The organism is Streptomyces pseudovenezuelae (assembly GCF_001513955.1).
GTDB lineage: Bacteria > Actinomycetota > Actinomycetes > Streptomycetales > Streptomycetaceae > Streptomyces > Streptomyces pseudovenezuelae.
Map to the genome: position 1 here is coordinate 1,360,419 of NZ_KQ948144.1, position 14,867 is coordinate 1,375,285.

The window sequence follows — 14,867 nt, forward strand, 5'->3', positions numbered from 1 at the left end:
CTCTCTCCTTCGCACACACCTGTGAGGTACGTCTCCGATCCTCGCACGCGCCGGTGACAACGGCGTTTGCCGGGCCCACGGTGAGCGGTGACGGCGTCCGGCCTCGCGTGGCGTCGGCGGCGGGCGGGTCCGACTGTCAGTGGGGCGTGGCAGGATCGGGGGCGTGGCAGAGACAGCAGCGAAGAAGACCGACAACAGCCCCGGCGGCAGCCGCCCGCGCCTGATGCTCATGGACGGGCACTCGCTGGCCTATCGCGCGTTCTTCGCGCTGCCCGCGGAGAACTTCACCACCGCGACCGGCCAGCCGACGAACGCGATCTACGGCTTCGCCTCGATGCTGGCCAACACCCTGCGCGACGAGGAGCCCACGCACTTCGCGGTGGCCTTCGACGTGTCCCGCAAGACCTGGCGTTCCGAGGAGTTCACGGAGTACAAGGCCAACCGCTCCAAGACCCCGGACGAGTTCAAGGGCCAGGTCGAGCTGATCGGTGAGCTCCTCGACGCGATGCACGTCTCGCGCTTCGCGGTCGACGGCTTCGAGGCCGACGACGTCATCGCCACGCTCGCCACCCAGGCCGAGGCCGAGGGCTTCGACGTGCTGATCGTCACCGGCGACCGCGACTCCTTCCAGCTGGTCTCCGAGCACACCACCGTGCTGTACCCGACCAAGGGCGTCTCGGAGCTGACCCGGTTCACCCCGGAGAAGGTGTTCGAGAAGTACGGTCTGACGCCCGCCCAGTACCCCGACTTCGCCGCCTTGCGCGGCGACCCGTCCGACAACCTCCCCGGCATCCCCGGCGTCGGCGAGAAGACCGCCGCGAAGTGGATCAACCAGTTCGGTTCGTTCGTGGAGCTGGTCGAGCGCGTCGAGGAGGTCAAGGGCAAGGCCGGGCAGAACCTCCGCGACCACCTGGAGGCCGTCAAGCTCAACCGCCGCCTCACCGAGATGGTGCGCACGGTGGAGCTGCCGAAGACGGTCACCGACCTGGAGCGCGCCCCGTACGACCGCAAGTCGCTCGCGATGATCCTGGACACCCTGGAGATCAGGAACCCCTCGCTGCGGGAGCGGCTGCTGGCCGTGGACCCCGGCGCGGAGGAGGCCGAGGGTGCCCCGGTCGCCGCGCCCGGCGTGGCGGTGGACGGCACGGTGCTCGGCACCGGTGAGCTGGCTGCCTGGCTCGCCGAGCACGGCGCGGGGCAGCCGCTCGGTCTCGCCACGGTCGACACCTGGGCGCTGGGCACCGGATCGGTCGCCGAGGTCGCGCTCGCCGCGTCCGGCGGGGCCGCCGCCTGGTTCGACCCGTCCGAGCTGGACGAGGCCGACGAGCGGGCGTGGGCGGCCTGGCTCGCCGACGCCGGGCGGCCCAAGGTGCTGCACAACGCCAAGGGCGCCATGCGGGTCTTCGCCGAGCACGGTTGGAGCGTCGCCGGAGTCGGCATGGACACCGCGCTGGCCGCGTACCTCGTCAAGCCGGGGCGCCGGTCCTTCGACCTGGACGCACTGTCGCTGGAGTACCTGGGCCGTGAGCTGGCGCCCGCCGCCGCGGCCGACGGGCAGCTCGCCTTCGGTGCGGACGACGGCGCCGAGGCCGAGGCGCTGATGATCCAGGCGCGGGCCGTCCTCGATCTGGGTACGGCCTTCGAGGGCCGCCTGGAGGAGGTCGGGGCGGCGGATCTGCTGCGGGACATGGAGCTGCCCACCTCCGCCCTGCTGGCCCGCATGGAGCGGCACGGCATCGCCGCCGACCGGGCTCACCTGGAAGCCATGGAGCAGATGTTCGCCGGGGCGGTGCAGCAGGCCGTGAAGGAGGCGCACGCGGCGGCCGGTCACGAGTTCAACCTCGGCTCGCCCAAGCAGCTCCAGGAGGTTCTCTTCGGTGAGCTCGGCCTGCCGAAGACGAAGAAGACGAAGACCGGGTACACCACGGACGCCGACGCGCTCGCGTGGCTGGCGACCCAGACGGACAACGAACTGCCGGTGATCATGCTCCGGCACCGTGAGCAGGCCAAGCTGCGGGTGACCGTCGAGGGCCTGATCAAGACGATCGCCGCGGACGGCCGTATCCATACGACGTTCAACCAGACGGTCGCGGCGACAGGGCGTCTGTCGTCGACCGATCCGAACCTCCAGAACATCCCGGTCCGTACGGACGAGGGGCGGGCGATCCGGCGCGGGTTCGTGGTGGGGGACGGCTTCGAGTCCCTCATGACCGCGGACTACAGCCAGATCGAGCTGCGGGTGATGGCCCACCTGTCCGAGGACGAGGGACTCATCGAGGCGTTCACCTCGGGGGAGGACCTGCACACGACCGCCGCCTCGCAGGTGTTCGCCGTGGAGCCCGGTGGGGTCGACGCGGAGATGCGGCGGAAGATCAAGGCCATGTCGTACGGGCTGGCGTACGGGCTGTCCGCGTTCGGGCTCTCGCAGCAGCTGAACATCGACGCGGGAGAGGCGCGGGCGTTGATGGACGCGTACTTCGAGCGGTTCGGCGGGGTGCGGGACTATCTGCGGCGGGCCGTCGACGAGGCGCGGGCGACCGGGTACACGGCGACGCTCTTCGGGCGCCGGCGGTATCTGCCCGACCTCAACAGCGACAACCGGCAGCGGCGTGAGGCGGCCGAGCGGATGGCACTCAACGCGCCGATCCAGGGCACGGCGGCGGACATCGTCAAGATCGCGATGCTCAAGGTGGACGGGGCGCTGCGGGAGGCCGGGCTCGCCTCGCGCATGCTGCTGCAGGTCCACGACGAAATCGTGCTGGAGGTCGCGCCGGGGGAGCGGGGGGTCGCGGAGGAGATCGTCCGACGGGAGATGTCCGACGCTGTGCGTCTGCGGGTGCCGTTGGGGGTTTCGGTGGGAGATGGGGCGGACTGGGAGTCCGCAGCGCACTAGCCTCCGGCGGTTGGGTGCGGGTGTGTGGGGGCGGGCGTTTTTGCGCAGTTCCCCGCGCCCCTGGGGGGTGGGTGGGTTGTGGGTCGGGGACGGGGTGGGGGGTATCCGTCCTCGGTCCGGCGGTTCTGCTGCTTTGGCTGTTCCCTGTAACGGACGCCGGCCGCTGCGGGCGGACACCCCCCACCCCGTCCCCTTCTCGCCGCACCCGGCCAACGCTTCGTCGTGGCACGCGTCACTGCACCCCCCTAGGGGCGCGGGGAACTGCGCGACCAGCCACGACGGACGCGCACCCGCACCACGACCGAACCCCGCACCCCCATAGGCGCCCCGCCCAAGCCCAGCGCAGCTGCCCGGCGACCGTCACTCGCGTGGACCCCACAACAACCCCCTCACCTCGCCCCCCGGCCAGGATGCCGTCATGGGTATACGCATGCTCCACCGCCGGCCGGCCCCCGCGCAGCGGTCCGTTCCGGTTCATGCGGTCGCCGCGAGTACCGCTCGTGTTCCGTTCGATCTGGCGGCGCTCCTGCGTACGGCGCGAGCCAGGGCGGCAGGCCCCCGTATCCCGGTTCGTCTCGGGAGAGGCCGGCGCCGCGGCGCGGGGGGACAGGAGGAGGCGTCCGGACCCCGGCTGTGGGCCGAGCTGGTGCTGGGTTATCTCGCTCTCGCGCTCACCTTGCTGCCCCGGTCCCGTCCGCTGCCCACCATGACGGTGTTCACCGCGGCCGCGGACGTCGTCAGCGAGCGAGCGGGAGAGGGGTTTCTTCCCGGGCGTCGGACGCCGGGGCCGGGCGCCACAGCCTGACGCCCGCGGCGTACAGCAGTACCCCGAGCACCAGGCCGGCGCCCGCGCCGAAGCAGAGGGCCGGGATCAGTTCCCAGGGCTTGGCGGTGGCGCCCCACTCCGCCCACCACCGCGAGGCCCGCCGCAGCGCGCCGACGGTCATGCAGCCTCCGATGACGGTCACGGCCCACCACCGGTCCGGCACCGACAGCACGGGGACGCCCCGCGGCGGGGTCGCCACGGGTGCCCGGCGCAGTGCGCGCACGCAGAACACGGTGATCACCACTGCGGCCAGTGCCGAACCGCCGTACTGGAGATACCAGTACAGAGGGGAGCCGGCCACCTCCCGGCCCAGGACGGGGAACAGCCGCATCCCCCACCGGTCGTGGTGCGTGAACGCGTCCCACACGACATGCGTCAGCGCTCCGACGGTGGCGGAGGCGTACCAGCGCGCGGTCAGAGCCGTATGCACGCGTGCGCGGGGCGTGCCGCAGCGCAGCAGCGCCGCCGGTCTGCCCTGCCGCCCGCGGGGCAGCAGGGCCACCAGTGGCTCCCGCAGCAGCAGCCACAGGCCCACCAGCGCCCAGGCGACGAGCACGTCGATCGTGAAGACGCCCGGGAAGGAGTGCGTGACGGTGCCGAACTCCATCGCCCCGGGCACGACACTTGCCGCGTAATAGGTCATGTCCGGCGAGAAGGATCCGGCCACGAGCACGGCCGGAACCAGTCGGCCCCGCCCCGTTCCGTCGGTGCGCACCGCGGGCAGTACCGCCGCCGCATGGCTCAAGGTGAACGGCAACGGGGCTCCTCGCGGCGGGTGTTGGCCGGGCGGCGGCCCGGGTGATCGGCTCCGTCCAGTATGGGTGACGCGGGCCCGCACCGATCGAACATGGCCAACCGGTGAATATCGGGCACGAACCGGTGTCCGTGAAAAGGAAGTTGTCGTAGGGTCACACGGGTCACCGCGCTGGGGAGCTCGGTCGAACGAGCGAATCAGGAATTGTCACGCGTCACAGGGGCAACCTCCAGGACGGTTCGACTGTCACAACTGGACGAGAGCGACTGACGGAGACGGACGCTCGGGCGTCCACAGGAGGGGTTCACTTTATGGCGGCGCAATTCGGCAGGAGGCTGGCCAAAGGGGCGACGACCACCGCCGTGGCGGCACTCGCGGTCGCGGCACTGTCCGCCTCCCAGGCCCCGGGAGTCACGGCCGACGACAACGGCAGATCGACCGCCGCCGGTGCCGAAGCCTCTCCCGACCCGTCCGCCGGGAACGGCGCGACCGGCAAGTCGCCGTACTACACGGACCTGCCGCCGCTGAACACCCCGAGCCCCGCGCCGACCGACGGCACCTCCACCTCCGCTCCGGTCGAGTCCGAGGCGGGCATACCCGCGACCGTCCTCGACGCCTACAAGAAGGCCGCGGCCGAACTCCAGGAGTCCAAGCCCGGCTGCAACCTGCCCTGGCAACTCCTCGCCGCCATCGGTCAGGTGGAGTCGGGCCAGGCCCGCGGCGGCCGCGTCGACGCCGACGGCACCACGACCTCCAGGATTCTCGGCCCGCAGCTCGACGGCAACGGCTTCGCGCTCATCAAGGACACCGACAACGGCGCCTACGACGGCAACAGCGCCTACGACTCGGCCGTCGGGCCCATGCAGTTCATCCCGTCCACCTGGGCGTGGGCCGGGCGTGACGGCAACGGCGACGGGGTGAAGGACCCGAACAACGTCTACGACGCCTCCCTCGCCGCCGGCCACTACCTGTGCCGCAACGGCTGGGACCTGTCGACCGACGGTGACCTGGACAGGGCGGTCCTCAGCTACAACCCGTCGCGGGCCTACCTCAACACGGTCCGGTCCTGGCTTGAGTACTTCCGCAAGGGCACCCACGAGATCCCCGACGGCACCGGCACCGTCCCGGACAGCCGCAGCGACGGCAGCAGCGGTTCGCCCTCCACGCCGGCGTCGCCCTCGACGCCGCACACCTCGAAGCCGAGCAGGCCCGGCTCGCCGAGCCCGACCCCGCCGTCGACCACCCCGCCCTCGCCGGGGACCCCCACCACGCCGCCCCCGACGACTCCCGCCACCCCCACCCAGTCCGTGGACCACCTGGCGGACTCGGGCACCGCGAAGCTCGCCGCCATGGCCGGCGACGCGTTCACCGAGAAGATCAGCACCAAGGCGGAGAACGCCGCCGGCAAGGGCGTCGCCAAGGTCCGGATCCGCTACACGATCGTCGGCGACACCGACGCCACCTTCACCGGCGGCGAGAAGGTCGCCACCGCGCTGACCGACAGCTCCGGCGTGGCCACCGCGCCCGCGCTCCAGGCGGGCGAGACCACCGGCAGTTTCGCGGTCAGGGCGACCCTCATCGGGCGTACGGTCACCGGGCCGATCTACTCGGCCACCGTCACCCAGCGCGTCGCCGACGTCCTCGTCCGCACCACCGACACCGCGCTGACCTGCACCCCCGGCGGCCAGTTCGCCGACGCGGTCCAGGTGAAGGCCACCTACAAGAAGGCCGTCGCCGACAAGGTCGCCGTCACCGCCACCCTGATCAAGTCGGCCGACGACGCGACCGAGAACGACAAGGGGCCGTACTTCAAGGACGCCGACGGCAAGACCGTCCGCACCCTGACGGGCCTCACGACGGACGCGGACGGACTGCTGAAGCTGCCGCAGCTCTACTCCGACGACACCACCGGCACCTTCGTGCTCCGCATCACCACCGCGGGCGGTGCGACGCTCGACGTGACGCTGACCGTGGCGGCGGCCGCGGACACCTCCGCGAGCCCCTCGCCGAGCCCCAGCGCGAGTTCGTAGTACGCGGACCACTCCGGAGGGCGTCCTTTCCGCTACGGCGGACCGGGCGCCCTCCGTGCGTGTGCGACCTGTTCTCATCTCGCCCGGGCGTTGCTACGGTGCCGGACCTGACGATGTATCAGTTCCCGCCCGCAGGGAGGCAGACATGCGCGCCCTGATCGCCGCCGCCACCGGTCTCGCCCTCGCGCTCGCCCTGGTCCTCACGATCACCGCGATGGGCCGGCAGACGGGCGGGACCTCTCCGAAACCCCTGCTGACGACCGTCCCCGCACACCCGTAACCGTCCGCCCGGGAGGCCGAGATGCGCCGCAAGACCAGCCTGGTCCTGCTCGCCCTCGCCGTGTTCTTCGCGGCGCTGTCCCCGCTGCTGCGCTGGTACGCCTTCCCGCGCCTCGCCAAGATCCCGGCGAACCAGTACCAGGACATGGTCCTGGAGGCCAAGGACGCGACCCTCCTCGACTACGGCTCGATGACCGCGAAGAAGGTCTCCAAGATCACCATCGTGCAGACGCTCAAGGGCAACGTGGAGGCCTCGGAGAAGATCGAGAAGACCGCCGGGAAGGATGTCGTCGTCTGGGACGGGCTGTCCTATGTCGTCGGACCCGACGGCAAGATGGTCTCCAAGATCCCCGAGCGCTACATCTTCGACGCCCACACCCAGGACCCCGTCCACGCCACCGGCGAGATGGTCGACGGCGACCCCGTCAAGCGCGCGGGCATCGAGTTCAAGTGGCCCTTCCTCACCGAGAAACGGGACTACGTGTACTTCGACGCCCAGGCCCGCACCTCGGCCCCCATCCACTACATGGGCACCCGGAACTTCCGCGGCCTGGACGTCTACTACTTCGAGCAGACCATCCCCTGGACCAAGGTGCCCTTCCCGAAGACCATGCCGGTCCAGGGCATCACCCCCGCGTCCCTCGCCAAGACGGGCACCACCCGGTGGTACACCACGGTCCGCAGGTTCTGGGTCGAACCCGTCACCGGTGCGCCCGTCTACGGCGAGGAACTCCACAAGGAGGAACTGCGCGGCGGCACCCTGCTCGGCGGACGCGACAAGGTGACGGTCTTCGCCGGCGACGTGAAGATGCGCGAGGACTACATCCGGCACACCGTCGACCTGGTCGAGTCGAACCGCACCCTCGTCCTCCTCATGACCTCCTACCTGCCGTGGGGCTTTTTGGTCCTGGGCGTCCTGCTGCTGGCGCTGTCGCTGTGGCTGGAGGCCCGCGACCGCCGCCCCGCCCCCACCAGGGTCGACGAGCCCGAACCGGTCACCGCCTGAGCCGCGCGTTGGTGTACCGCGTCGGCTCGGCGCCCGCCGGGTCCTCGGGCCACGGATGCTTCGGGTACCGGCCGCGCAGCTCCGCCCGCACACCCTGGTAGCCGTCCTTCCAGAAGGAGGCGAGGTCGGCGGTGACCGCGGCGGGGCGCCCGGCGGGGGAGAGGAGATGGACCAGGAGGGGCACGCCGGCGATCCGGGGCGACTCCTGCAGCCCGAACATCTCCTGCAACTTCACCGCGAGCACCGGCTGTTCGGGGGTGCCGTAGTCGATCCGGACCCTGGACCCGCTCGGTACGGCGATCCGCTCCGGCGCCAGCTCGTCCAGCCGTGTCGCCTCGCCGCAGACCCAGGGCAGGAGCCTGCGCAGGGCCTGTCCGGCGTCGATGCGCGCCAGGTCGGCCCGGCGCCGGGCACGGCTCAGCTCGGGCTCCAGCCATTCGTCCACGCGCGCGTGCAGCGCGTCCTCGCCGACGTCGGGCCACGGGTCGCCCAGGTGGTGGCGCAGGAACGCCAGCCGCTGCCGCAGGACGTCCGCGTCGGGCGTCCACCGCAGCAGCCGCAGCCCATCCTGGCGGAGCCCTTCGAGGAGGGCCTCGCGTACGAGGACGGGGTCGGCGTCCCGCAGGGGCCGTACCGCGAGCTCGATCGCCCCGAGCCGCTCCACCCGGCGTGCCACGACGTCCCCGTCGGCCCAGTGCACCTCCTGGCGCTCGGAGTACAGGGACGCGGCCGCCGACCGGGCGGTGTCCTCGTCGATCACGGCGGCGAGCTGCACCCGCGCGTGCCCCTTTCCGACGGGCCGGTCCGCCACGGCCACGGCGATCCAGGGCGAGCCCCGCAGCGGGGAACCGTCGGAGAGTTCGGCGCGGGTGCCGGAGGCCATGAGATAGGAGCCCGAGTCGGCCCTGGCGACCCGCTCGGGGAAGGCGAGCGCGGCGACGAGACCGTCGTTGCCCGCGCCCGGCCCGGCGAACTCCGCCGCGGCGGAGCGCAGCCGCCGTACCTCCGACCGCCACCGTCCCGCATAGGCGTCACCACCGCGCCGAGCGGTCCGTACGGCGGCCGCCAGGTCGTCGCCGTACTCCCGCGGCGGCTCCTCCGACAGCAGCGCGACCGCCTCGGCGCCCGCCCCGGAGGTGTCCAGCAGCGCCCGTCCCAGCCGGGGATGCAGGCCCAGGCGGGCCAGCCGCGTACCCCGGGCGGTCGCCCGGCCGGCCGCGTCCACCGCTCCGACAGCCGTCAGCACCTCCCGCGCGGCGGCCATCGCCCCGCCCGGCGGCGGATCCAGCAGGGCGAGGCCGGACGCGTCCGGATCGCCCCAGCAGGCCACCTGCAACGCGAACGCCGTCAGGTCGGCCACCTTGATCTCCGGCGACGGGAAACGCGCCAGGCGGGCATCCTCGGCCTCCGCCCAGCACCGGTACACCGCACCCGGCGCCTCCCGCCCGGCCCGGCCCGCCCGCTGCCGTCCGGCGGCCTGCGAGGCCCGCACGGTCGCGAGCGCGCTCAGCCCGCGCGCGTGGTCGACGCGCGGCTCCCGCGCGAGCCCCGAGTCGACGACCACCCGCACGCCCGGCACGGTCAGGGATGACTCGGCCACGGAGGTCGCGAGCACCACCCGACGCCGTTCACCGCCCGCCAGCACCGCGTCCTGCACGGCCGCCGGCGCCCGCCCGTGCACCTGCAGCACCTCGACGTCCCCGAGATCGCCCAACTGACCGGCCACGCGCGCGATCTCGCCCACGCCCGGCAGGAAGCACAGCACGTCCCCCGCCCGCTCGGACAGCGCCCGCCGTACGACCGACGCGACGTGCGTGAGCTGCGCGGGATCGACCCGCATGCCGTGCGGCGGGCGCACGGGACGCGGCGGCGGCGCCCACACGACCTCCACCGGATGCGAGACGCCCTGCGCCTCCACCACGGGGGCGTCGCCCAGCAGCTGCGCCCAGCCCTGGGCGTCGGTCGTCGCGGACGCGGCCACCAGGCGCAGCTCCGGCCGCAGGGTCTGCCGTACGTCCCACAGGAAGGCGGCCGTCGTGTCCGCGTCCAGATGCCGTTCGTGGCACTCGTCGAGCACCACCGCGTCCACGCCCGTCAGTTCCTGGTCGCGCTGAAGCCGCTGGAGCAGCACGCCCGTGGTGACGACCTCCACGCGCGTGTGGCGTCCCACCACCCGCTCGCCGCGCACGGTGTAGCCGACGCTCGCGCCGACCTGCTCGCCCAGCAGCCACGCCATCCGCCGGGCCGCCGCGCGGGCGGCGATACGGCGGGGCTCGGCGACGACGACCTTCCGCGCGGGTGCGCCGGAGTCCAGCAGACCCGCGAGCACCAGCGGGACGAGGGTCGTCTTGCCGGTGCCCGGCGGTGCCACGAGGACCGCAGTGCCGTGCCCCTCCAGGGCGTCGCCCAGCGCGGGCAGGGCGCTGCGTACGGGAAGGGCGTCCAGGGCGTCGTAACGGATCACGCCCCTAGTGTCGTACGGACGCCCGAACCCCTGGCGCGTCAGTCCCGTTCACACACGAAGATCGCGCTGCCCGGGATCAGGTTGCCGCGCAGCGGGGACCAGCCGCCCCACTCCGAGGTGTTCCAGACCGGCCACTCCGGCTCCACCAGGTCGACCAGGCGGAAGCCGCCCGCGACCACGTCACGGACCCGGTCGCCGATCGTGCGGTGGTGCTCGACGTAGACCGCGCGGCCCTCCTCGTCCTGTTCGACGTAGGGCGTGCGGTCGAAGTAGGAGGCGGAGACGGACAGGCCCTCGGGGCCGGGCTCGTCCGGGAAGGCCCAGCGAATGGGGTGGGTGACGGAGAAGACGAAGCGGCCGCCCGGGCGCAGGACGCGGCGCACCTCCTTCAGGACCAGTACCGGCTCGGCGACGAACGGCAGCGCGCCGTACGCCGAGCAGGCCAGGTCGAAGGAGCCGTCCGCGAAGGGCAGCGCGCCCGCGTCGGCGCACACCAGGGGGAAGGACGAACCGATGCGCAGGGCGTGCTGGAGCTGGCGGTGCGAGATGTCGAGGGCGACCGGGCGGGCGCCCTGCTCGGCCAGCCAGCGCGCGCACTGGGCGGCGCCGGCGCCGATCTCCAGGACGTCCTTGCCCTTGAGGTCCTCGGGCGGGCCCAGCAGCTCGGCCTCCACCTCGTCGAGGCCCTCGGGGCCCCACACGAAGCGGTCGTCGCCGAGGAACGTGCCGTGCTCGATCTGGTACTCGTCCGCGTTGCGGTCCCACCAGCCGCGGTTGGCGCGGGCGCTCTCCGTGACGTCCGCGTCACGGCGGGTGGCCTGCGACTCGGCGTCAGGGCCGGAATCCTGCGGGTGTGATGCGGACTCTTGGATGATCGGCTCCCTCGTATTAGTCTGCGGGCTCTTCCGTCCGACCCGTCGCGACGGACGTCACGAATGGGGCTCCGCCGGGCCCGCGTGGCCTCGTGAGACAGGTTTTGTGCCGGGTATGCGGCGATCCGCCCCGGGTGTGCGCCTTCGCGCATTGACCCTGTCCGGCTGCCCCCGTATGCTACAAGTTGCGCTGCGGGCCTGCGCTCCTCAGACGTAGCAGGCTGCGCTCGCATCTGTTGTATGTCCCCTCGGTTGTCGAGGCGCCACCAGTGGTTTTGTGTGGCGCTTCCTTGGCTGTCCGGCTTCTTCAGAGCGAAACAGGCTCCCGGCGTAAGCAGTACCTACGACTCACTGTCCGTACCGGAGCCCTTTCCCACATGACGAGCAGCACCGAGACCACCTCTACCACTCCGCAGGTAGCGGTCAACGACATCGGTAACGAGGAAGCCTTCCTCGCCGCGATCGACGAGACGATCAAGTACTTCAACGACGGCGACATCGTCGACGGCGTCATCGTGAAGGTCGACCGGGACGAGGTCCTGCTCGACATCGGTTACAAGACCGAAGGCGTTATCCCGAGCCGCGAGCTCTCCATCAAGCACGACGTCGACCCCAACGAGGTCGTCGCCGTGGGCGATGAGATCGAGGCCCTTGTTCTCCAGAAGGAGGACAAGGAAGGCCGCCTGATCCTCTCGAAGAAGCGCGCCCAGTACGAGCGTGCCTGGGGCACCATCGAGAAGATCAAGGAAGAAGACGGCATCGTCACCGGTACCGTCATCGAGGTCGTCAAGGGTGGTCTCATCCTCGACATCGGCCTCCGTGGCTTCCTGCCGGCCTCCCTCGTCGAGATGCGCCGCGTTCGCGACCTCCAGCCTTACGTGGGCAAGGAGCTCGAGGCCAAGATCATCGAGCTGGACAAGAACCGCAACAACGTGGTCCTGTCCCGCCGTGCCTGGCTCGAGCAGACCCAGTCCGAGGTTCGCCAGACGTTCCTCACGACCCTCCAGAAGGGTCAGGTCCGCTCCGGTGTGGTCTCCTCGATCGTCAACTTCGGTGCCTTCGTGGACCTGGGTGGCGTCGACGGTCTGGTCCACGTCTCCGAGCTCTCCTGGAAGCACATCGACCACCCCTCCGAGGTTGTCGAGGTCGGCCAGGAAGTCACCGTCGAGGTCCTCGACGTCGACATGGACCGCGAGCGTGTCTCCCTGTCGCTGAAGGCGACCCAGGAAGACCCGTGGCAGCAGTTCGCCCGCACCCACCAGATCGGCCAGGTCGTGCCCGGCAAGGTCACGAAGCTGGTTCCGTTCGGTGCGTTCGTCCGCGTGGACGAGGGCATCGAGGGTCTGGTCCACATCTCCGAGCTGGCCGAGCGCCACGTGGAGATCCCGGAGCAGGTCGTCCAGGTCAACGACGAGATCTTCGTCAAGGTCATCGACATCGACCTCGAGCGCCGTCGCATCAGCCTCTCGCTGAAGCAGGCCAACGAGGCCTTCGGTTCGGACCCGGCCTCGGTCGAGTTCGACCCGACCCTGTACGGCATGGCCGCGTCGTACGACGACCAGGGCAACTACATCTACCCCGAGGGCTTCGACCCCGAGACCAACGACTGGCTCGAGGGCTTCGAATCCCAGCGTGAGGTGTGGGAGAACCAGTACGCCGAGGCGCAGACCCGCTTCGAGCAGCACCAGCAGCAGGTCATCAAGTCCCGTGAGGCCGACGCGGCTGCCGCCGCCGAGGGCGGGGACGCTGCGGGCGCCGCTCCGGCCGCGGGTGGCGGCGGCGGTGGCGGTTCGTACTCCTCCGAGGGTGCGGACACCTCCGGCGCGCTGGCTTCGGACGAGGCGCTCGCCGCGCTGCGCGAGAAGCTGGCCGGTGGCCAGAGCTGAACGCTTGCCGCTGAGGTTTAGCCGGTAACTGTGGGGCCGTACCTTTCGAGGTGCGGCCCCTCAGTGTTGTCCGGGTCGGTTTTCGGCTGTGGGCCCGGTGGGGCTTCCCGCGCAGTTCCCCGCGCCCCTTACGGGGCGCGTTGCGCTCACCCCCTGTCATGAAAAGGCCGCAACAGATGGCCTGATCAAGCGCTCGGGTGGGAATGCCGCTGTTCCAGGGCGTGTTGTGCAGTATGAACACGAGGAGGAGCGGTCACTGTGCTTGATCCGCAGGGTTTGTACGCATGGGAGCCCAAGGGCCTCGCCGTCGTCGACATGGCGCTCGCGCAGGAGTCGGCCGGCCTGGTCATGCTCTACCACTTCGACGGATACATCGACGCGGGCGAGACCGGCGACCAGATCGTCGAGCGACTGCTCGACACGCTGCCCCACCAGGTCGTGGCCCGTTTCGACCACGACCGGCTGGTGGACTACCGCGCCCGCCGTCCGCTGCTCACCTTCAAGCGCGACCGCTGGACGGAGTACGAGGAGCCCACGATCGACGTGCGGCTCGTCCAGGACGCCACCGGAGCGCCCTTCCTGCTGCTGTCCGGCCCGGAGCCGGACGTGGAGTGGGAGCGCTTCGCCGCGGCCGTCCAGCAGATCGTGGAGCGGCTCGGCGTCCGGCTGTCCGTGAACTTCCACGGCATCCCCATGGGGGTTCCGCACACCCGTCCCGTGGGCCTCACCCCGCACGGCAACCGTCACGACCTCGTCCCCGGCCACCGCAGCCCCTTCGAGGAGGCCCAGGTGCCGGGCAGCGCCGAGGCCCTGGTCGAGTACCGGCTCATGGAGGCCGGCCACGACGTCCTGGGCGTCGCCGCACACGTCCCGCACTACATCGCGCGCTCGCCCTACCCGGACGCCGCCCTGACCGCCCTGGAGGCCATCACGGCCGCCACCGGCATGGTCCTGCCCGGCATCGCCCACGCCCTGCGCACCGACGCCCACCGCACCCAGACCGAGATCGACCGCCAGATCCAGGAGGGCGACGAGGACCTCGTGGCCCTGGTCCAGGGTCTTGAGCACCAGTACGACGCGGCGGCCGGCGCGGAGACCAGGGGCAACATGCTCGCCGAGCCCGTGGACATTCCGTCGGCCGACGAGATCGGGATGGAGTTCGAGCGCTTCCTGGCCGAGAGGGAAGGCGACAACTGACGCGTGCCGAGCGTCTAGGCTTCCGGTCATGCTGAAGGTGGGCCTGACCGGCGGTATCGGCGCCGGCAAGAGTGAGGTGTCGAAGCTCCTCGTGGAGCACGGTGCCGTCCTGATCGACGCGGACCGCATCGCACGCGAGGTCGTCGCGCCGGGCACGCCCGGACTCGCCGCGGTCGTGGATGCCTTCGGTGAGGACGTACTCGCCGAGGACGGCAGCCTCGACCGCCCCAGGCTGGGCTCCGTCGTCTTCGCCGACCCGGAGCGGCTCGCCGTACTGAACTCGATCGTGCATCCCCTGGTGGGCGCCCGCTCCCAGGAACTCGAATCAGCCGCCGCCGAGGACGCCGTCGTCGTCCACGACGTCCCGCTCCTCACGGAGAACGGCCTCGCCCCGCTCTACGACCTCGTGATCGTCGTCGACGTCGGCCCCCAGACCCAGCTCGACCGGCTCGTCGGGCTGCGCGGCATGACCGAGCAGGACGCACGCGCACGCATGGCCGCCCAGGCGACGCGCGAGAAGCGCCTGGAGATCGCGGACATCGTGATCGACAACGACGTACCCCTGGATGAGCTGCGCCGACGCGTGCGGGACGTATGGGGCGATCTCCTGCGGCGGGCCCGCGCGTCCCGGGCGTCCCAGGAATAGCGCCCCCCGGTCCG

Annotated in this window: 10 protein-coding genes; 7 read left to right on the forward strand and 3 right to left on the reverse strand. The window is 71.4% G+C overall.

From position 1 onward, the window contains the following. The first annotated feature begins 163 nt into the window (after positions 1–163). Complete coding sequence (polA, locus tag AQI94_RS05980) at positions 164–2,893, forward strand: DNA polymerase I (RefSeq protein ID WP_031041916.1); 2,730 nt, start codon at positions 164–166, stop codon at positions 2,891–2,893. A gap of 737 nt (positions 2,894–3,630) precedes the next feature. Here the strand turns inward: polA and AQI94_RS05985 are convergent. Next, positions 3,631–4,476 (reverse strand): DUF4184 family protein, encoded by an 846-nt coding sequence (locus AQI94_RS05985; RefSeq protein ID WP_031051684.1) that lies wholly within the window; start codon positions 4,474–4,476, stop codon positions 3,631–3,633. 308 nt (positions 4,477–4,784) lie between these two features. Here AQI94_RS05985 and AQI94_RS05990 point away from each other — a divergent pair, with 308 nt between their 5' ends. The 3 genes from AQI94_RS05990 to AQI94_RS05995 all read left to right on the forward strand — a co-directional run bounded on the left by AQI94_RS05990 (position 4,785) and on the right by AQI94_RS05995 (position 7,788). Continuing rightward, positions 4,785–6,503, forward strand: a complete 1,719-nt coding sequence (locus tag AQI94_RS05990) for a lytic transglycosylase domain-containing protein (RefSeq protein WP_031051683.1) — start codon at positions 4,785–4,787, stop codon at positions 6,501–6,503. Positions 6,504–6,648: 145 nt separating this feature from the next. Beyond that, positions 6,649–6,783: an SPW_0924 family protein gene (locus AQI94_RS43865; protein ID WP_107064294.1), complete on the forward strand. Its 135-nt coding sequence runs from the start codon at positions 6,649–6,651 to the stop codon at positions 6,781–6,783. A 21-nt stretch (positions 6,784–6,804) separates the two neighbouring features. Next, positions 6,805–7,788 carry a DUF3068 domain-containing protein gene (locus AQI94_RS05995; RefSeq protein ID WP_031051682.1) on the forward strand — a complete coding sequence of 328 codons (984 nt, stop codon included), beginning with the start codon at positions 6,805–6,807 and terminating at the stop codon, positions 7,786–7,788. Here the strand turns inward: AQI94_RS05995 and hrpB are convergent. Together hrpB and AQI94_RS06005 are read right to left on the reverse strand one after the other, a co-directional pair. Continuing rightward, positions 7,778–10,252: an ATP-dependent helicase HrpB gene (gene hrpB, locus AQI94_RS06000; RefSeq protein ID WP_062229611.1), complete on the reverse strand. Its 2,475-nt coding sequence runs from the start codon at positions 10,250–10,252 to the stop codon at positions 7,778–7,780. The genes AQI94_RS05995 and hrpB overlap by 11 nt on opposite strands. A gap of 38 nt (positions 10,253–10,290) precedes the next feature. Beyond that, positions 10,291–11,127, reverse strand: a complete 837-nt coding sequence (locus AQI94_RS06005; RefSeq protein ID WP_051832452.1) for a class I SAM-dependent methyltransferase — start codon at positions 11,125–11,127, stop codon at positions 10,291–10,293. Between the two features lie 374 nt (positions 11,128–11,501). Here AQI94_RS06005 and rpsA point away from each other — a divergent pair, with 374 nt between their 5' ends. The 3 genes from rpsA (at position 11,502) to coaE (ending at position 14,853) form a co-directional block, all read left to right on the forward strand. Further along, positions 11,502–13,010, forward strand: a complete 1,509-nt coding sequence (rpsA, locus tag AQI94_RS06010) for a 30S ribosomal protein S1 (RefSeq protein WP_031050576.1) — start codon at positions 11,502–11,504, stop codon at positions 13,008–13,010. 258 nt (positions 13,011–13,268) lie between these two features. Next, positions 13,269–14,207, forward strand: coding sequence for a PAC2 family protein (locus AQI94_RS06015; RefSeq protein WP_031050574.1), 939 nt, complete (start codon positions 13,269–13,271; stop codon positions 14,205–14,207). A gap of 28 nt (positions 14,208–14,235) precedes the next feature. Next, positions 14,236–14,853, forward strand: coding sequence for a dephospho-CoA kinase (coaE, locus tag AQI94_RS06020; protein ID WP_031050572.1), 618 nt, complete (start codon positions 14,236–14,238; stop codon positions 14,851–14,853). The last annotated feature ends 14 nt before the right edge of the window (positions 14,854–14,867 follow it).

Coding starts and splice junctions, on each gene's coding strand:
- AQI94_RS05990 (WP_031051683.1), top strand. CDS start 4,785: ATGGCGGCGCAATTCGGCAGGAGGCTGGCCAAAGGGGCGACGACCACC.
- AQI94_RS43865 (WP_107064294.1), top strand. CDS start 6,649: ATGCGCGCCCTGATCGCCGCCGCCACCGGTCTCGCCCTCGCGCTCGCC.
- AQI94_RS05995 (WP_031051682.1), top strand. CDS start 6,805: ATGCGCCGCAAGACCAGCCTGGTCCTGCTCGCCCTCGCCGTGTTCTTC.
- rpsA (WP_031050576.1), top strand. CDS start 11,502: ATGACGAGCAGCACCGAGACCACCTCTACCACTCCGCAGGTAGCGGTC.
- coaE (WP_031050572.1), top strand. CDS start 14,236: ATGCTGAAGGTGGGCCTGACCGGCGGTATCGGCGCCGGCAAGAGTGAG.